The sequence below is a fragment of the Vibrio sp. Vb1980 genome (assembly GCF_033338615.1).
GTDB lineage: Bacteria > Pseudomonadota > Gammaproteobacteria > Enterobacterales > Vibrionaceae > Vibrio > Vibrio alginolyticus.
In genome coordinates, this window is sequence record NZ_JAWOSZ010000006.1 from 1 (window position 1) to 22,559 (window position 22,559).

A 22,559-nucleotide genomic window follows, 5' to 3' on the forward strand; every position below is an offset into this window, starting at 1 on the left:
GAACTGACTTTCCACGACTACTATCTCAAATCTTACTACAAAGATGTTGAAATAATGGAGGGTGAACTGAAATCTCAGTTAACCCTCGCAAAACGCAGAGATAACCCAAACATTTGCCCTAACTGTAAGGCTTCTACAAAAAATTTAGTCATAGATGGAAAGAAAAGGTGCATTGCATGTCTTAGCACTAAGTAGGGGGATGAGAGCGGCTTAAGTTTACAGACTATGGTTGTAAACACCCACGGGCTAACCCGTGGTTCTTGTATGCTTAGAATAAACAGGCTATATAGCCATTGTAAATTTCAAATCCTACATCAAGGATAAAAATACGTTTATTGTCTTGCTAATAATTTCAATTATTATGAATATAATTAACATACCTTTCATTGTAATAATCATTTGGCGTTCCTTCAAATACAATCTTTCCACCATTGACTCCCGAACCGGGACCGATTTCGATTACATAATCAGACTCTAAAAATGCGACTTCTTTATGTTCAATTAAAACTATTGAATGATATCCATTAGAATAACTCTTTATGAATCTAATCACATCAGCAGCCGTATTGTTATCAAGACCTGAAGCTGGTTCATCAATAATAATTATCTTGTTTTTTGTATTCCTTTGCGGCAAGTTAATTAATAGCTTGATACGCTTTAACTCTCCTCCAGATAATGATTTTGTCTTTCTATTTAAAGAAAGATGCCCTAGGCCGAGTCTTATTGCATCGGAGCAAATTCTATCTATAGAATGTATACCTAACAATAACAATTCGGATAATGTCATTTCATATATTTCTCGAATAGAATGGCCATTAATTTCAAAATCTTCCGCTTCTGAAGAGAAGAGTTTCCCATCACATTCTGGACAGGTTATTTCTATATCGCTATCAAAACTTCTATTGATTTTTATTACGCCTTTTCCTGCACATTGCTTACATACTATTGGACTTGATTCATTTATATTAAAATAACTATTTTCTAGATTGTATTTCTGACTAAATATGGAACTAATTCTTTTGTTCAATCCTGTTAGAGATGCTACAGATGATCTGACATTACCTTTTATCAAATCTTGAGAAATATATGATACATTATTGAAATTTTCGTTTATAAATTTAGCTAAACTTGATTTTCCAGAACCCGATTTACCAACAATAGTAGACATGGAATTTATTGGTAACTTTAAAGTTAAGTCTTTTATGTTGTTTATTGTAATTCCTGACATCTCAAAAAAATTAAGTTTTTTATCAATTTCACTAAGTTCCAAATAACACTCTTTTTTAGATTTATTTTCGACTATATAGCCACCTAAATGACCTGCACTAGGGCCAATTGTTATGACGTTATCAGACCGTGACATAAAATAATCATTATGCTCAACTAACAAAATTGTATTGCCATTCTTCTGAATATTCTTAATCCTATCAAATAGCATTTTATGGTCACTCACGTGAACTTGTGAAGACAACTCATCAATGACAATTAAAATCCCTGTAATCTCTGAACTACATAGTTTTGAAAAATTCACCTTCTGAAGTTCACCACCAGACAAGGAGGGAATTGTTCGATTAAATGACAAATATGACAAATCTGAGAGACATAATTGCTCTATAAGAGTAATTAAAGGCGTATTGGTCTTTTCTTTTGATTTTATCACATTTAGTATTTGACCAATATCTTTTGTTAAAAAGTCAACAAAATCTACACCATATACTTTAAAATCAATATATTTATCTAACCTTATCCCTGACCCAAGACATTCTTCACACTCTTTCTGTTTTGAAAATTTAATCGCCAAATCATATTCTGACTTCTTGCTACTCTTCAATAGTTGATTTAATTCATTTAAAACTCCAATGTATGTTAATTTTCTTGAACGTTTTTTTCCTTGATGAACAAAGTTTATAGGGAAATTTCTCTCCGATATGTTATATAATAACTTCTCTTTGTGAACGTTCGATAATTCTTTGAAAGGTGTTGTAGTTGATATTCCGTTAGCCTCACAATAAGCGATTAGTAAATTATGTTTTTTATTGTTCCCACTTGTTACCCAAGGTTTAAATGGGTTCTCGCACATTGTTTTATCTTCATCAATTACTAATTCAAGATCTATATAAGATGATAATTTTCTACCACTACACATCGAACACTGGTTTTCAGGTTTGTTTATTTTCAAAAGAGAGTGATTATGATTGAAGTTTTTATCTGATATTAACGAAGTTAATAAAGAAGGGATATTCAAATACGTGTATAATGATGATCTTGGATTCACATTGGAGTTTTTTTGTTTAAGAGCGACAGAAGGCACTATGTTTTTATAAGAATCTAAAATAAAACTCGGTGATTCATAATAACCACTCTCTAGAGATCTGAATTCATTTTTACATAGTTCATATAATGTATTATATGCTAGTGATGACTTCCCTCCACCACTGATACCAATCAATGATGTTATTTCTCCTTTATTTAATTTAAAATCAATATTCTTTAAATTATTAGTTTTAACACCGACTAGCTCAATATGACCACTCATAAAATCACCTAATTATATAGACCATTGTTTCCACACCACTCACAATTAACATTTCTTTCTACGGAGTGTTTATTGATATCCCTTTCTCTTACATTAAACTCAATCCTCGAATTAGCGTTTGATATACAATCGTACTTTCCTGAAATTATTTTTAAAGCATCTATTGTTGCTAGTGATGCGGCGATGCTACTCAAAGGTGAAAAACTGCCAATCTTACGATTTTTTCTAGCTAGCTTTTTTACACCATTCAAATCAGCTTCATTTATCTTTTGTAAATGTTTCTCGAAACACATAACACAAGCTGTTCGATTAGGAATTACTGTTTGTCCAATTAGCGTCAAATGTAAATTATAACCGCCACCTACTATATGTGGTATTTTATTTTTCATGCAAAATTTTGCAATTATTCTTGTCGTTTCATCTACACTCGGCTTATCAGCACAATTAATTACTAAATCATATTTTTCAGTGTACTTACAAAAAAAGTCTGGGGTTAGTTTCTCTTTAATTTTATTTACTTTCACATCAGGGAATACACTACGTAGATTTTCTGATAAAACATCTACTTTGTATCTATCAACATCTTTGTTAAAAAACATACCTTGCCTATGAAGGTTTGAAATTTCAACCGTATCATCATCTACTAATGTAATATTCTTTAAACCTGATCTTATGAGAGATTCTGAAACCCAAGTTCCTACTGCACCTAATCCTACAATCATAACTTTACTAGTGTTAATCATTTTTAATGATGAAATCACATCACTTGTAGAAGAGCAGTAATCCTCAAAAAAGTTGATTAACCTGTATTGATCGGACACAAAATCATCAGGGTATTCACAATCAACTTTGATTAGTACATTTTTTTGGGATAAAAATAAAATTAGTTCAAACAAATCATCTTTGCTTATATTTTCATAAACTTCCAATACATCTCTGACAGTTTTTTTACCATCAAAACAAAACAACAAATCAACAATATATTTATACTCAATTGTAATCTTAAATTGTTCTCTAAGGTTAGAAAGAAAAACATCTAAAACGTTATCATCGTAAACGAGTGCTATAGAAGATTTTAATCTATAAATATCATTAATCACAGAAACTACATCCTTCTTGCTTTTTCATTTCAAACCAAGTTTGTTCACATCGTTCTATAAGGAACTCTCCTCTTTTATTGACCTTATTACTACCATCTGAATTACCTAATAAAAAATCAATAATATTCATACAAGCAAGACTACTACTATACAATGTTTGTGCAAATGTACCGCCAGCACCTCCTATCAATATATCATCTCGACTTATTGACGATGAATTATTTAGCCCAGAGTTATAATTATATTTAGGTTTCCAATTTTTTAATGCATTACGAAATGTATTTGAACAACAATCAATACACGGTGTTATTCCTCTATAAATTAGCTCTCCCGAACTCATTAAGTGAGCATCAAAGCCTCCTGCTACATAAAGACCAATATTCTTGTCCCATAGATACCTACCAACTTTTACGCTAATGTGTCCAATGTATGGCTCATCTGCCGTATTGATAACAAGATCTATCGAGTTATCTATTAGACTATCTAAGTTACTACTTGGTGTGATTTTATCTCTAATTTTGTTTATATTAGCCTCAGGATTTATTTTCCTTAAGTGTTCCTCTAGTGCATCAACTTTATATGAATTTATATTGGATTCATCAGCGTAAACATGCCTCACAAAACAACTTTTATCAATGATTTTATAATCGACTAAAGTCAAATTTAATATTCCAGCTCTAATTAATTGTGATGCAATTGAACCACCAACAGAACCACAACCTATAATAACTATATTTTTTTGCATTAATTTATATTGAGATAGTTCTCCCTCTTGTTCAGGGATAAGGTCATCAAAATAGTTAATTTGCCTAGAGTATCGAATTCTTTCCCAATCACTAATATAATCACTAGAATCAATAACTTTGATTAAATCTTTATCTAACAAATAATCTAATAAATTTTCGATTTCTGTAGTATCTACTAATATTTTATTTTCTATCAGTATATCTTTTAGTGGTAGCGAACCGTCTAGCGAAGAAAGGACTGCTAGAAAGCTTGAATCTATCTCTATCGTTAACTTTTCTCTGGTATTTATTTTGTAGAATTGCACCCTAGTACAATCAACACTATCTGTAGAAAATGTGTAGACATCAACACTGTCTTTAACTTTATATTTCTTATTTAGCATAAAAAAAGGCTAGCACTTGCTAGCCATCTCCTACTCAGTTCAGTAGATTAATATTGTAGAACACCTGCGTTTACTTCCAAATACTCATCCCAAGCCTTAACGCTATCATCTGTTGACTTAACATCGTTACGTGTACAAACTCGTGTACAACAATCGCTTCGACTACCAGAACAACCATCCGAATAAGTAGCGTTTGCTTCTACATCATTAATTTCTTTAAACTTTAAACTCACTTTCTTCATTTTTATTCCTTCAGGATAAGTTTTGTAATCTAGAGACTCATTATGAATAGCATCGTAAAAACATCTCACAATTTCGACTGTCCGTTATACAACAACACACACTTACATATTGTGATACTAATCACATAATACCTTCTAGGTTGAGTTAGCAACCTAAAACCACAAACCAATTACGTTGGAAGGACTACTGATAACTGATTAACACTAAATTCGGTGTCGATATGCATAATCCGTTTTATCGACCTATGAATGCTCATCGGCTAAATTTTACTTATAACTATTAACAAAGTAATGATCATTGCACCTATCGGTGTATTTGGTCTGATGGCAGAAGCCGTCGGTACGTTCGGTTTTGGTGCGCTAATGGTGGTGTTTAAACTGTTCGTTGTTTACGTTGCCGCCATCCTAATCTTCGGTTTCGTTGTTTACCCAGCAATGGTGCATGTTTTCACGAAGACATCTGCGAAGAAATTCCTGTCTTCAATGAAGAAACCGCAAGCAGTTGCGCTTTCAACAGCGTCTTCTATGGCAACACTGCCTGTTACAATGGACACCTGTGAAAAAGAGCTGGGCGTAAAAAATTCAACTGCATCATTTGTTCTGCCTCTAGGCGCAACGATCAACATGTCAGGTAATGCGATTTACTATGGCTTGGTTGCTATCTTCTTTGCTCAACTGTTCAATATCGATCTAGGCATGGGCGCTTACATTGCAATTATCGTAACGTCTACATTGGGTGCGGTTGGTCAAGCGGGTGTTCCTGGCCCTTCTTTCCTAGTGGTTGCCGTGCTTCTTGCCGCTGGCATTCCAATTGAAGGTCTACCGCTGCTATTCGCTCTTGACCGTATTTTCGATATGATTCGTACAGCACTGAACATCACAGGTGATGCTGCATGTGCAGTTATCGTTGATGCGCTAATTGAAGAAGAAACGGCAGAAGCTGAGCTAAAAAAGCAAGAAGCCTAACCCTTTCTTGAATAGACCAAAAACCGCTCATAATGAGCGGTTTTTTTGTCTTTTCTTGCATTACGTAACTATACAAATAGAAACCGATGGCATAAATTTTTCAAAATGATATAAACCATTACAAAATATAACAAAACGTTAGAGCTAGGTTATATCATGAGTCTTGAGCAATCTTTGGAATATCTCACCAAAATAAATTTGCCGATCGAATCAAAGCAGCAGGCCCTGGTTGACTCAGTTATTCTTACCCTAACGAAACAAAAACGAGATGCTCTTTTTCAACAGGTTGCTCTGTATCGAATAAAACTGCTTAAATCTCTCTTTCCTAAACACACATCAAAAAGTCTTTCTGCACTATTTGAGTTAATGGATTATCGAGATTTAGTGCAACAGTATCCGACAGGTTTCTCCAAAGAGATTCGTTTACTTGAACAACTTGCCGCAGATTGTTACCCGCATTGGATGGTTTTCTGGTGTCAATGCGAGATCGAAGCAATCAAGCAAAAATATCCTTCAAACGAAGCTGCGATTCCTACTCCGCTTCCGTTTGACGACCACAGCTATACTAGCGTGTTAATTGAAGATATCGCAGATTGCGATCTTGAGGTAATGCTGCCAAATCATGCAGCGTTAATGCCGATTTCCGAAGCGATCACACTGAGTAATCTTGAGCTTTTCGTCCAAACTGAACAATGGTTTGAAATCTTGCCTCTTTTATCACTCTCGCAAAAAGGGCAGCACTTTGCCCTCTTGCTCAAATCGTCATCTTCACCAATCATGGTCTCCTCCGCTTTAGTGCAAAGCTGGCATCAACGAAATAACTGGCTCAGTTACTCACCACAGTTTAGTAACGAACAATGGCAGTTTTGCTTTCCTAATCATGGGTACAGTGTTCTCAATCAACTGGGTATTTTGGAGTGTCGTGCTCTAACTCATGAGCACACTCTTGTTGGGTTTGATGCTCAGTTTCAATCTCGTGTAAAGAACAGTGAAGCGGTTTGCGAAGTACTGCGTCTTACGGTGGGAGGCAACATTCAACAAAAGCTGTATTTTTTGTATCTGGCGCAAAAAACTATGATGAGCGAGCTCTATAAAGCAGGCTATAAGCTCGGCTTTACCATTATTGAGCAAGTATTTATGTTAAATTTCTATCAATCTATTGATTTAAGTGCCTACTTTCACTCAGGATACCGCGACATTAACGGTGACGGTACCAAGACATACCGCGGTTTCTGGAATTTAGGTATGATGGTTGAAGCATTTCAAGACATACAATTTCGCGACTACAAACATTGCGTACGAACAAAAAGAATGGATAAAAAGGTGAATGAGCATGCTTGATGTTCATTTGCACGGTCTCTTTTACCCAAAAGCAATGGCATTGTACGCGACTGTACTAATAGTATTCGCTTGGCTACTGTATTACTGCTATCGCCTAAAACAGAAGAGTGAATCAATCTTAGGCTCGCATCACGCGCCTTACATCGCTTATTCCAGCTGTATCATTGTTTGGATAAGCAGCAACGCCTATTTCCATACCGATTTATTGCCAGAATTAGGCTCTGTTGGTGGCATTTTTATGGCTAAGTTAGCGAACTTAGCGTCTTTTTTCGCCTTTGCGTTTGCATTCTATTTTTCTTGCCAGTTAACCGCAGATGTTAAAAAAACAGCGGTCAAAGTCTGGCAAAAAGTCGTCTTTGTCGCACTAGCAACGTATTCACTGTACATCAACTTAGTGCCGAATCTTACTGTCGAAAATGTCACCATTAGTGGTCCAAGCCAGTTCGTCATTGAATTTGGCCCACATACCTCATATTTTTTCATTAGTTTGCTAGCTTTCGTGGTACTAACGCTGCTTAACTTGATTGCCATGCGCGCTAACAGCAGCAAGCTCACGCTAGCAAAAAGCAACTATATGATCGCTGGCATTTTGGTATTCATGTTATCTACGGCAGTGATACACCTTGGAATGACGTATTTCCTTGGCGACTTCTCCCTAACTTGGTTACCACCAGCACTTTCAATCAGCGAAATGTTGTTTGTGGGCTATGCCCTACTTACCTCTCGCTTCTACAGCGCTAAATATCTCACGTACTTAACGGTAAGCGCGCTCTTAGTCTGCGCCATTTTTGTTCTGCCGCTAGGGGCGATATTTATTCCTATCTCTGAAGATAACCAATGGCTTGTTGCGGTACCTTTATGCGCGCTTATCGGTATCACTTGGCACTTGCTTTTTAAGCGAGTCAGTCGTTTCGCTTCGTATTTTATTTATGGGAAACGACACACTCCCGTTCAGCAAATCCTTGGGTTAGAGGAAGAGTTTAAACGCTCAATAGATGATGCTATGCGTCAGTTGGCATCGTTACTTAACATACCAAACAACAAGCTACAGCTAGTCACTAGCAATTACACAGAAACGTTTTACGAAGAGTACCTGCCGTCAAGCAAGTCAGTTCTCGTGCTAGATGAGTTGTCTGAAGAAATTGATTATGCCTCCTCTTCTAAAGGGTCGATGAGAAAGCTCTACGAGCGCATGCGCTCAAGCAATACTGCGCTCGTTATGCCTCTCTTCGGTCGTGGAAAGTCTGTTACTCACTTACTAATTTCTTCACATAAAATAGATAATAAGCTGTTTTCTAATGAAGAAATCTCAGCTCTGCAAACGTTATTAGTTCGCATCCAGAGCACCATTGAAGCCGATAGAAAGGTACGCCAAAGCCGTGCGCTGGCTAACTCCATTGCACATGAAATGCGTAACCCTCTCGCTCAAGTACAATTACAATTTGAAGCTTTAAAACAGCATATAGAGTCAAACGCCTCACTGGATACGCTAAAAAGAGAAATTGATAAAGGTGAAGCCGCTATACAACGCGGTAGACAACTTATCGATATTATTTTACGAGAAGTTAGCGACAGTTCACCAGAGCATGAGCCTTTAGCTCTCACTTCCATACATAAAGCCATCGACCAAGCAGTAAGCCGTTATGGTTTTGAAAACGATCAAATAATAGAGAGAATTAACCTGCCACAGGCACACGATTTTGTCGCGAAGTTAAATGAGACCCTGTTTAACTTTGTCATTTTCAATTTGATTCGTAACGCTATCTACTATTTTGATTCTTATCCCGACAGTCAAATTGAGATTCGTACCCAGACGGGGGCTTACGAAAACATTCTGATCTTCCGAGATAGTGGGCCAGGTATAGATAGCAGTATCTTACACAAGATATTTGATGACTTTTTCTCGTATCAAAAAAGCGGAGGCAGTGGCTTAGGTTTGGGCTATTGCCAACGTGTTATGCGCTCCTTCGGAGGACGAATAGAGTGCCAGTCTGAATTGAACGAGTTCACAGAATTCTACTTGTATTTCCCAGTCGTACCAAACGCACCAAAACCAGAGACATTAAGAGCACCGGACTTTGATAGCTGGAAAGCAACTGCATCACATTCTGAAAATCATTCAGCTCAACACGTACAAGTATGTAAAGATGCACCAACAGTGCTCATTGTAGATGACAAAGAGGTGCAACGCACCTTGGTACAGATGTATTTAAAAAGATTGGGAGTCAACAGCTTACAAGCAAATAATGGAGCCTCTGCGGTAGAACTATTCCACTCTCACAAGATTGATCTCGTTCTTATGGATGTCCAAATGCCGGTAATGAATGGATTTGACGCCAGCCAGCGGATTAAGCAAATCACATCCTCCGTTCCAATCATTGCCTTATCTGGTGAGTCTGGAGCTAGAGAGTTGGAGCTAATTTCGAAACTCATGGATGACAGGCTCGAAAAGCCCACCACGTTAAATGCACTTCAAGTCGTCATCCAAAGATGGTTACAGAACGAGAATTTTGCACCTTCCAGCACTTTTTAATTTGCAAATATAGAATTGGCACTAGATGTGCATTATTGGAGTAAATCGAATTATCCAGAAGGTCAAGCAGGCTGCAAATGAGTAGCGTATGAGCTTGATAAGGAGATCGCCATGTTACTTCATCGACATACATACTACGGCTTGATTCATCATGGAATCAAAACACTGTTACTTGATCGCTTAGGCCACTATACAGAAGAAGAGTATCATCAATATCTGACCCTGATGACTGGTAAATCCACTTGCTTCACGATGTCTCTCGAAGAGCTAGAAGCAACGGTCGATAACTTACTGCGGGAAGGCTATTTAGAAGATGTAAAAACGCTTATTTCCCAATATCAACGTGTGGCTTAAGGTTTAAAACTCTCAACTCTATTGCCGCTTCACGCGGCAATTTTTATTCCTTCCATTTGCTGTTTCGACGTGGAAGAAGCTTGCGGGCTGTACGATATACTAAGCGTTACTATTCTTACCTTAACTTCCTCAGTATTCACATCTTGTCAGATTCCGTTAGACTGTCTTCAATTCAACAATTAGGTAGATTTTGCCATCATGAAGCAGATCCTAGACTTTATACCACTCATCGTTTTCTTCGCTTTATACAAGCTGTACGACATCTACGTGGCGACAGGTGCACTGATCGTAGCAACAGCCATTCAGCTTGTCGTCACCTATGCGCTGTATAAGAAAGTCGAAAAGATGCAGCTAATAACATTTGTTATCGTCACTATCTTCGGCGGCATGACCCTTTTCTTCCACGACGACAATTTTATAAAGTGGAAAGTCACCATCATTTACGCGATTCTGGCGATTGGCTTAGCAGTGAGCCACGCATTGGGAAAATCAGCCATCAAAGGTATGCTAGGCAAGGAAATTACGTTACCTGACGCTGTTTGGGCAAAGATTAACTGGGCTTGGGTTGGCTTCTTCTCATTCTTCGCTGGCCTAAACATTTATATTGCTTACGAATTGCCGTTGGATGTTTGGGTTAACTTCAAAGTATTTGGAATGTTGATCGCGACATTTGCTTACATGATTGCGACTGGCTTTTACATTTATAAACACATGCCAAAAGAACAAAAAAATAACTCATCCGATGTGTCCACTGATGATTAAAAACTCAGTTTTGCTATAATCCGCGACTTCACAGCGACCTTAGGGTCGCTGTTTTGCTCCATGTATCAGTAAACCGCTCAAACAACGTACCGTTTTCAGACCATTCTTGCTGCTGTAAACCAACTTTCTCTGGTCCGGTATCTGCGGTTTTTTAAGGACCTTTGGTTCTAGGTATTTACTATGTTGGCGCTTAGTTTGAGCGCCTTTAAGATTTAGGATGTCACAATGAGTCAAGAAATTAGCTCTCCGAAAGGTCAAATGCTGCTTCGTACCCTTGCAATGCCTGCAGATACAAACGCCAATGGCGATATTTTTGGCGGTTGGATAATGTCTCAGCTCGACTTAGCAGGCGCGATTCTGGCAAAAGAGATCTCTTGTGGTCGCGTTGTCACCGTTTCGGTATCAAGCATTACGTTCAAAAAACCTGTTGGTGTGGGCGATGTCGTATGCTGCTACGGCGAATGCACTAAGATCGGCCGCACATCCATGAGTGTCGATTTGGAAGTATGGGTCAAACCCGTCAAAGCTCACGGTGTTGGCGAACGCTTCATGGTTTGTGATGCGACCTTCAACTACGTAGCCATTGACAGTGAAGGTAAACCACGTCCGGTTCAGAATTAGTCAACCTACAACGCTAACAGTTAGAAAGGACCTCACATTTTCTGTTGTTCACTTGTGAGAGACACAAAAAAGGCGTTAAATTAACACTTTACCCTACCAATTAAGGAACTATGCTATGTGGTATGTCATCTTTTCACAGGACGTTGAGAACTCGTTGGAAAAACGCATGAGCGTTCGCCCACAACACTTGGGTCGCTTACAAAAGCTACAAGACGAAGGTCGCCTTCTTACAGCTGGTCCGATGCCTGCGATAGATTCTGACAATCCTGGTGAAGCTGGATTTACGGGCTCAACTGTCATCGCTGAATTCGCCTCTCTAGAGGATGCTAAAGCGTGGGCAGAAGCCGATCCTTATGTAGCGGCTGGTGTTTACGATCATGTAATCGTGAAACCGTTCAAAAAAGTGTTTTAATTTATGAAAAAATTACTGTGTCTTTTCTTGGTATTTGGTGCTCTGGCTGGCTGTTCATCAACCGATGATAATCAGCGCCAACTTGAGCTTATGGCATCAAACCGAGCAGGAGTCTTGTCTGCGGGCCTCCCTTTAGAGTACGGTCCACTGCAAATAATGCGTGTCTCATCCAACAAAAATGTTGTAGAGATGATGATGATTTATAACGATGGCGCACTCGGTGCAAAGCCGTTAAATCAAGTACTGAATACCAGTATCTATACCTACTGCAGCAACCCAGAAGTTCGCAAGCAAATTGATATGGGCTTGATGTATCGTATTAAGGTACGTAATTCTCGCGGTCAGTTGATGGCAGATGAGTTGGTTTCCGCACAGACTTGTACTCAGGTGAAGTAGCTACAGTAATTTTTGTTGCTTTCGGCATGAGACGATGATTCGCTATTATTGGATAATCTGAAAACGAAAGTTAACAATTAAGAATAGAAAAACGGAGACCACAGTCTCCGTTTTTATTTGCTGTAACGATGTGTTACGCCAGCTCAGCACGGAGCTTCTTCGCCGCTGAAACCAGATTTGCCAATGCGGCTTCTGTCTCCTTCCAGTTTCGTGTTTTCAGACCACAATCTGGGTTTACCCACAAACGTTGAGCCGGAATTTTTTCTGCCGCTTTCTTGATTAAACCTTCAATCCATTCTTCCGTAGGAATGTTTGGTGAGTGAATGTCATAAACACCAGGGCCAATTTCGTTCGGGTAATTGAACTCTTCAAATGCTTTCAGCAGCTCCATATTTGAGCGAGATGTTTCAATGGTAATGACGTCCGCATCGAGTGCCGCAACCGAATCAATGATTTCATTGAACTCGCTGTAACACATATGAGTGTGAATCTGAGTTTCTGGTTTTGCACTTGCCGCAGAGACCTTAAACGCATTTACGGCCCATTCTAAGTACGCTTTTTGATCGCGTTTTTTGAGTGGTAAACCTTCTCGAATGGCTGGCTCATCAATTTGAATGATATTGATGCCTGCATCTTGCAGGTCAGACACCTCATCACGCAGCGCCAAAGCAAGTTGCTGCGCAATTTCTTGACGTGTGATGTCTTCACGTGGGAACGTCCAACACAAAATCGTAACTGGTCCAGTCAACATGCCTTTCATCTGTTTGCTGGTTAGCGACTGGGCGTACGTCGACCATTCAACCGTGATCGGTTTTTCACGTTCAATGTCAGCAACTACAATGGCAGGTTTCACACAGCGAGAGCCATAACTCTGTACCCAACCAAATTTGGTCGTTTGAAAACCCGCCAAGTTCTCAGCGAAGTATTCCACCATGTCGTTACGCTCTGCTTCACCATGAACAAGCACATCTAGGTCGAGCGCCTCTTGACGTTTTACTGCGTCAGCAATATGTCCTTTAAGTGCTTGGATATATTCAGACTCAGATAATTGACCTGTACGATAAGCACTGCGCTGAACACGAATTTCACCCGTTTGAGGGAAAGAACCGATTGTCGTGGTTGGCAACAGAGGCAAGCCCAATACTTCAGCTTGATGCGCAGCACGCTCCGCGTAAGGTGCGCTGCGCTCGGCAAGTGATGCAGTAATACTGTTTAAACGTGCTTGAACTTGTGGCTTATTCACATGCGTTGCCGTTTTACGTGCTTTGATTGGCTGGCTATAGGTATCACAAGCGAGAATCGCATTTTGATCACCATCGAGCGCTCGGCCAAGCAAGGCGACTTCTGCCACTTTTTGTTTTGCAAAGGCAAACCAACTTTTTACTTCTTCGCTCAGTTCTGTTTCCAGTGCTAAATCAACAGGGCTATGTAGCAGAGAACATGAACTGGCAACCCAAAGTTTGTCGCCCAGTTTCTCTTTGACTGGCTGTAGACGCTCGAGTTGGGCACTTAAATCCGAACGCCACACGTTACGACCATTCACAACGCCAGCAGAAAGCACCCACCCCTCCGGTAACTTGGCAACCACATCGTCAAGCTGCTGAGGGGCGGCAGATAAATCGATATGCAAACCATCCACCGGTAGCTCTACAATTTTGTCTAGCGTATCGCTTACGGAGTCAAAGTACGTCGTTAGCAGCACTTTTACATCGCTTCGAATCACTTGGTAGGCTAGCTTAAACGAATCAGCCCATTTGCTTTCTAGCTCCAGTGACAAAATTGGCTCATCAATCTGAACCCACTCAACACCTTGACTTGCTAGCTTTGCCAAAATAGCTTGGTAAGCAGTAAGTAAGCGTGGTAGCAGGGTTAAGCGGTCAAACCCTTCTTCGACCTCTTTGCCCAAGTAAAGGTAACTGACTGGACCAAGCAAAACAGGCTTCACTTGGTGGCCAGCTTGAAGCGCTTCGTTGACTTCTTCAAACAGTTGCGGCCAGCTCACTTCAAACGTATCGTCCTTGCTGAATTCAGGGACAATGTAATGGTAGTTTGTGTTGAACCATTTGGTCATATCCGATGCCGCAGCGCCCGCACAGCTGCAACCAGCCTGAGATTGACCGCGACCCACTTTGAACAACGTATCCAGGTTAGGGAAACCATCAGCGTGACGCTTTGGCACATGACCCAATAGCAACGTGGTCGTCAGTACATGATCGTACCAAGCGAAGTCGCCAGCGGTGGCAAAACTCAGACCAGCATCCGTTTGTGTTTGCCAGTTTTTGGCGCGTAGATCTGCCCCAACCTTTTTAAGCTCAGCTTGATCAATTTCTCCTCGCCAGTATTTCTCCTGAGCGAATTTTAAATCTCTTTTTTCACCAATGCGTGGATAACCTAGTATGTGAGTCGTTGTCGCCATGTCCCTATTCCTTTCTCAATTTTGTTCAATTTGTTTGGATCAGAGCATCTTTCGGTAAAGAATAAGATGTCTGGATGGCTAAACTATCGCTCTCATCTGATATTAGAACAACGTCCATTTATTCAACTTGTTTATTAAAAAAATTCATCATGAAGCGACATGATTCGCAAATAAAAACAACAAATAGACGTCTAGACGTTTACATATCCATTTTTTGTCGTTAAGTTATTTACACGATTGCTATTCTGTTCATAGCGAGCAACAAAGGATGAAAGGAATTCATGATAGAGCTAAAACATTTGCGGACACTCACTTCGCTTCGAGACACTGGCTCTCTAACGGCGACAGCGACCGCTTTGCATCTCACTCAGTCGGCACTGTCTCATCAGATCAAAGATTTGGAGGCGCGAATTGGAGGGCAACTTTTCCTGAGAAAGACTCGTCCGGTGAAGTTCACTTCAGAGGGAGAAATCCTATTGCGTCTTGCAGAAGATATCCTTCCGAAACTCGCAAGAGCAGAAAATGATTTAGCGAGCTTGAAAGAGGACGTCAATGGCCGATTACATATGGCCATTGAATGTCACTCTTGCTTCCAATGGCTAATGCCTGCACTTAGGGAGTACCAACTTGCTTGGCCTAGCGTAACATTGGACTTTTCCTCTGGTTTTGGCTTTGAACCACTCCCTGCTCTATTGGCAGGCGAACTCGATCTCGTTATTACTTCCGATATCCAACCTCGATCTGAAGTCCACTACGAGCCTCTATTCGACTTTGAAATGCGTTTAATTACCGCAACCAACCACCCATTGGCGGAAAAAGAAATTATTGATCCGCAAGATCTCGCAGATCAAACCATGCTCTCTTATCCGGTTCAAAAACAAAGGCTAGACGTCGTAAAACACTTTCTTCAGCCAGCAGGAATAGAACCTGCGAAATGGAAGCAAGCCGACAATACTCTCATGCTAGTTCAGATGGTCTCTGCTGGATTAGGGGTGGCGGCACTACCCAATTGGGCGATTTCTGAATTTTCTCGCCAAGGTCTTATTACCAGTAAACCTTTCGGCCAAGGCTTATGGCGTCGCTTGTTTGCAGCAACGCGTCACTCAGAGAAAGAGAAGCGTTACTTACAAGCTTTTTTCGCAACCGCGAGGCTACAATGTAAAAGCCACCTTGACGGAATCAAGGTGGCTTAAAAGATTTGGGTGATGAAAGGCTTAGCGTTGATATGCTTTAAATTGGTTAGTCAATGGATCGTACTGATAACCGAGCATATCAAGCTTGCCGACTACAGACTCTACATCCATCTCATACACTGATACTAACTCGTCAAAACTGTCGCACTCTAAACGTAGCTTTTCGTTGACGATACCTAGCAAAATAGTGCTGTCCAGATTACCTACATTGCTTAAATCCATCGCGACTCTCCTCTTCGACAAGGTATATAAACAAGCGTAGTAGTAATCACGCGAATTTAAAGTGAGTGCGATCTAAAACGTGATCACCTTATACCCAAGCACCAAGAAAGCACTTGGATATAAGCCGTCTAGCTTTGTCTTTAGAATAGAGGTTAAGCCGCGAGAGAGAATAAACCTTGCAGGCTCGTCATCGACGCGAGTGCTAGAAACAAGGCAACGCTCAGTTGCACCTTTTCTGGTTTCTTATGCGTAAAAATATGCCAACACCACACAATAATTGAAGAAATTAGCATAGCTAAAGACAGCAAGATCGGCTGTGTCGCAGCGTTTAGTATGGCTTCATTTAACTGGTAAGAAGCAAACAACGTTGCGATGACTAATAGCATTCCAGACACAATGCCAGTAACTGGTAAAATGCGGTGAAATGCCTGTAATCTGCTGCGAGCTATCGTAAGTAGCAATTGAGAAAATGACGCCCCAAGGAAAAATATCATTAGCGCCATCGCTATCGATGCTGGCCAGCTTGATTGCTCAAATACTTGAATACTCACATACGCAAAGGCCAAACCATTCGCTAAATGCATCGCCCATAGTGGCCCTTTTTCACGCGTTTTCTTGGTTTGAACCTGAGAATAGAAGTAGAAAATAGCAAACACGATCATAAATGCTTCAATGCGAAGTGACGCAACAGCGAGCCACAATACAGCTACTGCAGGCAACATTTTATGAAGACGTCCTCGCTGACCAGGACAAATATCGCCCTTGATTAGAAGCAAAGTCAGTAGCGCTTGTGCGCCAAATAGCATCGGAGGGAAAGTAACCAGCAATTGTTGAATCATGTTGAATGCACGCTCAAAAGTCATTTTGGGGGCGATAATATCAAATCAACTATCGCCAAACCACCGAAAGTCGGCCCCCAAATGAGCTAAAACGGTAAGACAATTTTATTCACAGAGAAGCAAGATACTTCAACGCGTCTTCCTGCGTTAAAACTCCACGGTACTCTTCTTTGGTATTACACAGTACCCAAGGGAAACGGATGCCGGTTTTAACCAACTCTCGAATAACAGAGACAGGTAAATCCTCATCAACCAACACAAATTCGGTGCTCATTATCTGATTAACAGGACGTTTCCAAATTCGGCTTTCTCGTTCAGTTTCTCGCTCTGTTCCCATCGAAGGCGTTAGGTGTAAATTCACCGTCTCTTTCGTAATTAACCCAACACAACGATTTTCATTGAGAACAACTAAAGGCGAGCTTGGATTCAAATTCATGTACTCCACTGCCAAGGAGAGCGGTTCTCCAGGGTCCATAGACCTGACTTGTTCATGGCTCAAAGATTGCAACACATCACTTTGCTTAGACTCAATCGCGATGTCAGAGAACAGATGCTCATAACTGTCCGCTTTATCCATCAAATCGACAGGCACGGCAGCAGAAAATAGAAAGCCCTGCATGTAATCGACACCGATTTCTGCCAATACTTGAAGTTCTTGCTTAGATTCCACGCCTTCAGCAACCACTTTTACATTCATTTGCTGTGCAAGCTCGGTGACCATTTTCACAATGTTATAGCTAGTGCTCCCTTTATGAATGTTCTTGACGAATTTTCGGTCTATTTTCAGTAAATCAAACTGCCCTTTTTCTAGATAAGAAAAAGAAGAATACCCAGTACCGAAGTCATCAATCGCGATCTCAATGCCCTCTTTCCGCACTTCCTCTAGAGCTCGAGTATGCTCCTCATCTTGTTCAAAATACGCGGTTTCTGTTAGCTCGATAGTTACTCGCTTAGGGTCTACACCACTGGCTTTAATCAAATCATGCGACCGCTGAAGGACCTGAAGAGAATCCAATTTCGTATTGAGGGAGCGATTGATGGTCACGCCCACTTCCTCGCCATAAATTTCTTGTAAGCGCGGAAAGTGCTTCAACGCAGCTTGGCAGACCACATCATCAAGTGCCGCTATGAGTTCTAGATCTTCAATAATAGCGATCATCTTTTGCGTGCAATACGCATCATTTTCATCATAGAAGCGTGCGAGAGCCTCGAACTTAACCACGCTTCCGGTTTGAACGTCGATAATCGGTTGAAAGTAAACGTCCACTAGCCCACTCTCTATTTGCGCCTCCAAAAACGCCTCGAGATGTTGGCGCTTCACTAATTCAGAGTGAAGTTCACTGTCGTAAAAGTTGAAATAGCTACCTTCACCGGAAATAGAGGACAACATTGCTTGCGCTGCATGTGCTAGCGCTTGTCTTGGTCGGTTCGTATCATAGCCAAGGATTGACACACCAGTTTGGCCTTTAACGATAGTGGCATGCATTTTTGTGCCCATTTCATTTCTAAGCTCATTAAAGAACCCTTTCATGGCAATTTGGATCAAACGAACCGGGCTCAACCATTGGCAATGAGGGGTCTGCAAGCATACGACAAACACATCCCGAGATAACTGCCCCGCAATACTGGTGTAGCGACTTCGCATAATAAAATCTGCAAAACCTAATTGCTGTTCAAGCAAGTATCTCTCCGAAAACTTGGGTCTTAGTGTCATAACAATGTTGAGTTCTTTATTTCTGCTTTCATTCGCTAAGGTAGCTAATTGGAGTTCAAATTCTTTCCTCGTCGGTAAAAAGGCAGCCCAATCATGCTGTTGTTCACAACGATTTTTCATCCACAACAACGAAGCAGAAATATCCGTAGAAAATCCGAGATAAAGAATTCGTCCAGAGTGAAACGTAAGTCGGTAAATACAAAGATGATGAGCTTGGTTGCTACCGTTTGCTGTTTTGCTCAGCAAGTTACCACACCAACATCCTTCATCATTAATTTGCTGCCACAGCTGATCATAAAACGCTTGGCTATGGTGAGAGGTACTGAATATATGAGTTTTAAGCCCAACCAGATCTCGGTTTTGATAGCCCATTTGTAACTCAAAGGCACGGTTACAACCTAAGATGCGCGTATCTTCATCGGCAACTAAAACGCCTACATTTGGCAAATCAAAAATCGTTTCGAGAATTTTCGCTAACTATTCGCAACCAGTGATTGTTAATTGTGGAATGATAGTGCCTTGGATAATGCGCTTATTGAGCCTTTCAAAACTAATAGTAACGTGCACTAAGTTAACGTTTTTTAGCATCATGCAACAAGAAAACCGCCCCCGTCCGCCAAAGAGTTCCACTTCTAGAATTCGTTGTTTTAGCGTTTCTTGTTGCCCCATCAGCATATGATCAAACAAGTTATTTAGGCTGGTTACTGGCGTACTTATCCCAAATGCCTTTGCCATTCCTTGCTGATCACATTCGAACTCGCGAGTATCAATATCGTAAGACCACTCTATAACAGGAGTTAGACTGGAAGTCGTTTGCATTTTTGGATGCACTGTTGTCGTAGATTCACTCATACCCTAGCCCCTTTTTTTGTAATTAGCCCAAGGCTCAAAATTCACAGTCAATTCGCGACATTCCAGTTGGGACCTGCCGATCCTCTTTATAGATGGATTGTGTCAACGATAAGCCTATCGACTTAGAACTATTTCCAGAGCAGCTCAGCCTTTTGCATTTAATATGCACTAATTTGATTATAGGCTTTACCCCATATAAGCACACCATTGCTTATGCTTTGTATTAAGATTGCGACATTTTTCATGAACCGATCTATAACCATGAGGCTTTCAAGGTGAAATTAGACAGAAAATCGCCGATAGAGCATTGATATTTTTACAAACCAAATAAAACTCGATGAACTAAGCTTGAATAGATGAGTTTGTTATAGATACCTGATAATCAAATCGCTATAATTCGCGCTCCCTGGAACAGAGAGCAAAATATGACCAATAACATCACTCCTATTCATGAGTACAAAAAATACTGGGCAGAGTGTTTTGGTACGGCACCTTTCTTGCCGACCAGTCGCAAAGAAATGGATGCCCTAGGATGGGATAGCTGTGACATTATCATTGTAACCGGTGACGCTTATGTGGATCACCCAAGCTTTGGTATGGCTATCATTGGCCGCCTGCTAGAAGCACAAGGTTTCCGTGTCGGTATCATTGCTCAACCAGAATGGCAAAATAAAGATGCGTTCATGCAACTTGGTAAGCCAAATCTGTTCTTCGGGATCACTGCGGGTAACATGGACTCCATGATCAACCGTTACACCGCGGATAAAAAACTTCGTCACGATGACGCGTACACACCAAATAACGAAGGTGGCAAACGCCCAGACCGCGCGACTTTGGTTTACTCTCAGCGTTGTCGTGAAGCTTACAAAGAAGTACCTATTGTTTTAGGTGGTATCGAAGCCAGCCTACGCCGTGTTGCGCACTACGATTACTGGTCAGATAAAGTTCGCCGTTCGGTACTATTTGATGCAAAAGCAGACATCCTACTTTTTGGTAACGCAGAGCGCGCACTTGTCGAAGTAGCACATCGCATCGCAAACGGCGAAGAGATCAGTACCATGACCAATATTCGTGGTACTGCTGTGAACTTGCCAGCGGCGCCAGATGGCTACACGGTTATTGATTCTTCTCGCATTGAAAAACCTCGTAAAGAAGCGTTCGTACCAAAGAACCCATACGAAGTAGAAACTCAGTGTGAAACTAAAAAAGACGAGCCAGTTGCACAACCAATCACGATTCGCCCATCACGCCACGATGCTGCGACGACTGCGGTCCGTTTACCTTCGTTTGAAAAGCTAAGAAACGATCGCATTCTTTATGCACATGCAAGCCGTGTATTGCATTTAGAAACGAACCCGTACTCTGGTCGAGCGTTACTTCAAAGCCATGGTGATCGTGAACTTTGGGTAAACCAAGCTCCAATTCCATTGACGACCGAAGAGATGGACTTTGTGTTTGGCCTGCCTTACGCGCGTGTTCCTCATCCTATGTACGGGAAAGCAAAAATTCCTGCGTACGACATGATCAAGACGTCTGTGAACATCATGCGTGGTTGCTTTGGTGGCTGTTCTTTCTGTTCGATTACCGAGCATGAAGGTCGAATCATTCAAAACCGTTCGAAAGAGTCTATCATCAACGAGATTGAAGAAATTCGCGACAAAGTTCCAGGCTTTACCGGCACAATTTCCGATCTTGGTGGCCCGACTGCAAACATGTACCGCCTGGGCTGTAAAGATCCAAAAGCGGAAGCGAACTGTCGTCGTCCTTCTTGTGTATTCCCGGGCATCTGTAACAAGCTAAACACAGACCACAAACACACGATCGATTTATACCGCGAAGCGCGTAAAGTTGAAGGCGTGAAGAAAGTGATGGTTGCATCTGGCGTACGTTACGACCTTGCGATTGAATCACCAGAATACGTGAAAGAGCTCGTGACTCACCACGTAGGCGGTTACTTGAAGATTGCACCGGAACATACAGAGAAAGGTCCTCTTGATCTAATGATGAAGCCAGGCATGGGTACGTACGATCGCTTTAAAGAAATGTTCGAGAAATACAGTGCAGAAGCAGGCAAGAAGCAGTACTTAATCCCTTATTTTATCTCTGCGCACCCAGGCACAGAAGACGAAGACATGCTGAACCTTGCTCTGTGGCTCAAAAAGAACAACTTCGAATGTGACCAAGTACAAAACTTCTACCCTTCGCCAATGTGTAACGCAACGTCGATGTACTACTCAGAGACAAACCCTCTGAAACGCGTGAAGTACAAAAAACGTGAAGATGTACCTGTAGCAAAAGGTGAACGTCAACGTCGCCTACATAAAGCGCTGTTGCGTTATCACGATCCAGCAAACTGGCCAATGATCCGTGAAGCCCTAGTCAGTATGGGTAAAAAACATTTGATTGGTGACAAACAAGGCTGTCTCGTTCCTGCAGAAGACATTGAAGCACAAACACCTGCGCAACGTCGTAAATCTGGTCGTCACGGGGCAAACCGCTTTGCAACCAAACATACCAAAAACCAACCAGGCTTCGGTGGTCATTTGAACAAACGCTCTGAAGGCGGTTCAAAAGATGGTAAACCATCTGGTAACCGTAACGGTTCTGGCAAAGCTACAGGTGGTCAACGCCCTGCAAGCAACGGCCAACGTCCTAGCGGCAACGGTGCAAACCGCCCGGCAGGTAGCAAGCCACAAGGCCAAGGTCGCCCACAAGGACAAGGCAAACTAGCTGGTCAACGTAAACCAAAGCGTCGCTAATTATTTAGAGCTTAAATACTAGAAAGGGCTCCAGAGTTAACTCTGGAGCCCTTTTGTTTTGTCAGCTCATTGAGGCATCACTCACAACTCAAACTTTGATTCAATCAATACAAAAAATGGTAAACACCAACCAACTTATTGGAAAAACAAACAATTATTTGATTGAAGCAAA

Annotated in this window: 16 protein-coding genes and 3 pseudogenes; 11 read left to right on the plus strand and 8 right to left on the minus strand. The window is 41.1% G+C overall.

Features of this window, described 5'->3' with window-relative positions:
• Positions 1–195, plus strand: a pseudogene (locus R7F64_RS11415) (hypothetical protein); the annotation flags it as partial.
• 157 nt (positions 196–352) lie between these two features.
• On the opposite strand, the gene R7F64_RS11420 reads toward R7F64_RS11415, so the two are convergent.
• Genes R7F64_RS11420 through R7F64_RS11435 form a run of 4 tightly spaced genes read right to left on the minus strand, consistent with a single transcriptional unit; the run spans position 353 to position 5,007 of the window.
• Positions 353–2,536: an ATP-binding cassette domain-containing protein gene (locus R7F64_RS11420; RefSeq protein ID WP_318071702.1), complete on the minus strand. Its 2,184-nt coding sequence runs from the start codon at positions 2,534–2,536 to the stop codon at positions 353–355.
• A gap of 8 nt (positions 2,537–2,544) precedes the next feature.
• Positions 2,545–3,636 (minus strand): ThiF family adenylyltransferase, encoded by a 1,092-nt coding sequence (locus R7F64_RS11425; protein ID WP_224055181.1) that lies wholly within the window; start codon positions 3,634–3,636, stop codon positions 2,545–2,547.
• Positions 3,629–4,765: a ThiF family adenylyltransferase gene (locus tag R7F64_RS11430; RefSeq protein WP_224055182.1), complete on the minus strand. Its 1,137-nt coding sequence runs from the start codon at positions 4,763–4,765 to the stop codon at positions 3,629–3,631. Before R7F64_RS11430 ends, R7F64_RS11425 begins: the two co-directional genes overlap by 8 nt.
• Before the next feature lie 47 nt (positions 4,766–4,812).
• Complete coding sequence (locus R7F64_RS11435) at positions 4,813–5,007, minus strand: hypothetical protein (RefSeq protein WP_224055183.1); 195 nt, start codon at positions 5,005–5,007, stop codon at positions 4,813–4,815.
• A 279-nt stretch (positions 5,008–5,286) separates the two neighbouring features.
• On the opposite strand from R7F64_RS11435, the pseudogene R7F64_RS11440 reads away from it, so the two are divergent.
• The 8 genes and pseudogenes from R7F64_RS11440 to R7F64_RS11475 form a co-directional block, all read left to right on the plus strand.
• Positions 5,287–5,973, plus strand: a pseudogene (locus R7F64_RS11440) (dicarboxylate/amino acid:cation symporter); the annotation flags it as partial.
• A gap of 156 nt (positions 5,974–6,129) precedes the next feature.
• Entirely contained in the window at positions 6,130–7,314 is a 1,185-nt protein-coding gene (locus R7F64_RS11445; protein ID WP_213915212.1) for an acyl-homoserine-lactone synthase, read from the plus strand.
• On the plus strand, positions 7,307–9,847 hold the full coding sequence (locus R7F64_RS11450; protein WP_167415321.1) for a hybrid sensor histidine kinase/response regulator: 2,541 nt from the start codon (positions 7,307–7,309) through the stop codon (positions 9,845–9,847). Before R7F64_RS11445 ends, R7F64_RS11450 begins: the two co-directional genes overlap by 8 nt.
• A gap of 111 nt (positions 9,848–9,958) precedes the next feature.
• A complete protein-coding gene (locus R7F64_RS11455; RefSeq protein WP_017634694.1) occupies positions 9,959–10,201 on the plus strand; it encodes a hypothetical protein in 243 nt (80 codons plus the stop codon).
• A gap of 198 nt (positions 10,202–10,399) precedes the next feature.
• Positions 10,400–10,963, plus strand: coding sequence for a septation protein A (locus tag R7F64_RS11460; RefSeq protein ID WP_005376769.1), 564 nt, complete (start codon positions 10,400–10,402; stop codon positions 10,961–10,963).
• Between the two features lie 225 nt (positions 10,964–11,188).
• Complete coding sequence (yciA, locus tag R7F64_RS11465) at positions 11,189–11,584, plus strand: acyl-CoA thioester hydrolase YciA (protein WP_005376768.1); 396 nt, start codon at positions 11,189–11,191, stop codon at positions 11,582–11,584.
• A gap of 115 nt (positions 11,585–11,699) precedes the next feature.
• Positions 11,700–11,996 carry a YciI family protein gene (locus R7F64_RS11470; RefSeq protein WP_017634695.1) on the plus strand — a complete coding sequence of 99 codons (297 nt, stop codon included), beginning with the start codon at positions 11,700–11,702 and terminating at the stop codon, positions 11,994–11,996.
• 3 nt (positions 11,997–11,999) lie between these two features.
• Positions 12,000–12,392 (plus strand): GspS/AspS pilotin family protein, encoded by a 393-nt coding sequence (locus R7F64_RS11475; RefSeq protein ID WP_005386726.1) that lies wholly within the window; start codon positions 12,000–12,002, stop codon positions 12,390–12,392.
• Positions 12,393–12,525: 133 nt separating this feature from the next.
• On the opposite strand, the gene metE is transcribed toward R7F64_RS11475, so the two are convergent.
• The gene (metE, locus tag R7F64_RS11480) at positions 12,526–14,808 is read right to left on the minus strand and encodes a 5-methyltetrahydropteroyltriglutamate--homocysteine S-methyltransferase (protein ID WP_318071703.1); all 2,283 of its coding nucleotides are present in this window, start codon (positions 14,806–14,808) and stop codon (positions 12,526–12,528) included.
• A gap of 281 nt (positions 14,809–15,089) precedes the next feature.
• Between metE and metR the strand changes: the two genes are divergently transcribed.
• The gene (gene metR / locus R7F64_RS11485) at positions 15,090–16,001 is read left to right on the plus strand and encodes an HTH-type transcriptional regulator MetR (protein WP_005376763.1); all 912 of its coding nucleotides are present in this window, start codon (positions 15,090–15,092) and stop codon (positions 15,999–16,001) included.
• Positions 16,002–16,022: 21 nt separating this feature from the next.
• Here metR and R7F64_RS11490 read toward each other — a convergent pair whose 3' ends face one another.
• The 3 genes and pseudogenes from R7F64_RS11490 to R7F64_RS11500 all read right to left on the minus strand — a co-directional run bounded on the left by R7F64_RS11490 (position 16,023) and on the right by R7F64_RS11500 (position 19,628).
• Complete coding sequence (locus tag R7F64_RS11490) at positions 16,023–16,223, minus strand: DUF4250 domain-containing protein (RefSeq protein WP_005376762.1); 201 nt, start codon at positions 16,221–16,223, stop codon at positions 16,023–16,025.
• Between the two features lie 152 nt (positions 16,224–16,375).
• Positions 16,376–17,086 carry a hypothetical protein gene (locus R7F64_RS11495; RefSeq protein ID WP_318071704.1) on the minus strand — a complete coding sequence of 237 codons (711 nt, stop codon included), beginning with the start codon at positions 17,084–17,086 and terminating at the stop codon, positions 16,376–16,378.
• An 85-nt stretch (positions 17,087–17,171) separates the two neighbouring features.
• A pseudogene (locus R7F64_RS11500) lies at positions 17,172–19,628 on the minus strand (EAL domain-containing protein).
• 425 nt (positions 19,629–20,053) lie between these two features.
• Here R7F64_RS11500 and R7F64_RS11505 point away from each other — a divergent pair.
• Complete coding sequence (locus tag R7F64_RS11505) at positions 20,054–22,387, plus strand: YgiQ family radical SAM protein (protein ID WP_318071705.1); 2,334 nt, start codon at positions 20,054–20,056, stop codon at positions 22,385–22,387.
• Positions 22,388–22,559 lie beyond the last annotated feature (172 nt).

Excerpts from the sequence above, each read along its gene's own strand:
- R7F64_RS11420 (WP_318071702.1), bottom strand. The coding sequence starts at position 2,536 with ATGAGTGGTCATATTGAGCTAGTCGGTGTTAAAACTAATAATTTAAAG.
- R7F64_RS11430 (WP_224055182.1), bottom strand. The coding sequence starts at position 4,765 with ATGCTAAATAAGAAATATAAAGTTAAAGACAGTGTTGATGTCTACACA.
- R7F64_RS11435 (WP_224055183.1), bottom strand. The coding sequence starts at position 5,007 with ATGAAGAAAGTGAGTTTAAAGTTTAAAGAAATTAATGATGTAGAAGCA.
- R7F64_RS11445 (WP_213915212.1), top strand. The coding sequence starts at position 6,130 with ATGAGTCTTGAGCAATCTTTGGAATATCTCACCAAAATAAATTTGCCG.
- R7F64_RS11450 (WP_167415321.1), top strand. The coding sequence starts at position 7,307 with ATGCTTGATGTTCATTTGCACGGTCTCTTTTACCCAAAAGCAATGGCA.
- R7F64_RS11455 (WP_017634694.1), top strand. The coding sequence starts at position 9,959 with ATGTTACTTCATCGACATACATACTACGGCTTGATTCATCATGGAATC.
- R7F64_RS11460 (WP_005376769.1), top strand. The coding sequence starts at position 10,400 with ATGAAGCAGATCCTAGACTTTATACCACTCATCGTTTTCTTCGCTTTA.
- yciA (WP_005376768.1), top strand. The coding sequence starts at position 11,189 with ATGAGTCAAGAAATTAGCTCTCCGAAAGGTCAAATGCTGCTTCGTACC.
- R7F64_RS11470 (WP_017634695.1), top strand. The coding sequence starts at position 11,700 with ATGTGGTATGTCATCTTTTCACAGGACGTTGAGAACTCGTTGGAAAAA.
- R7F64_RS11475 (WP_005386726.1), top strand. The coding sequence starts at position 12,000 with ATGAAAAAATTACTGTGTCTTTTCTTGGTATTTGGTGCTCTGGCTGGC.
- metE (WP_318071703.1), bottom strand. The coding sequence starts at position 14,808 with ATGGCGACAACGACTCACATACTAGGTTATCCACGCATTGGTGAAAAA.
- metR (WP_005376763.1), top strand. The coding sequence starts at position 15,090 with ATGATAGAGCTAAAACATTTGCGGACACTCACTTCGCTTCGAGACACT.
- R7F64_RS11490 (WP_005376762.1), bottom strand. The coding sequence starts at position 16,223 with ATGGATTTAAGCAATGTAGGTAATCTGGACAGCACTATTTTGCTAGGT.
- R7F64_RS11495 (WP_318071704.1), bottom strand. The coding sequence starts at position 17,086 with ATGACTTTTGAGCGTGCATTCAACATGATTCAACAATTGCTGGTTACT.
- R7F64_RS11505 (WP_318071705.1), top strand. The coding sequence starts at position 20,054 with ATGACCAATAACATCACTCCTATTCATGAGTACAAAAAATACTGGGCA.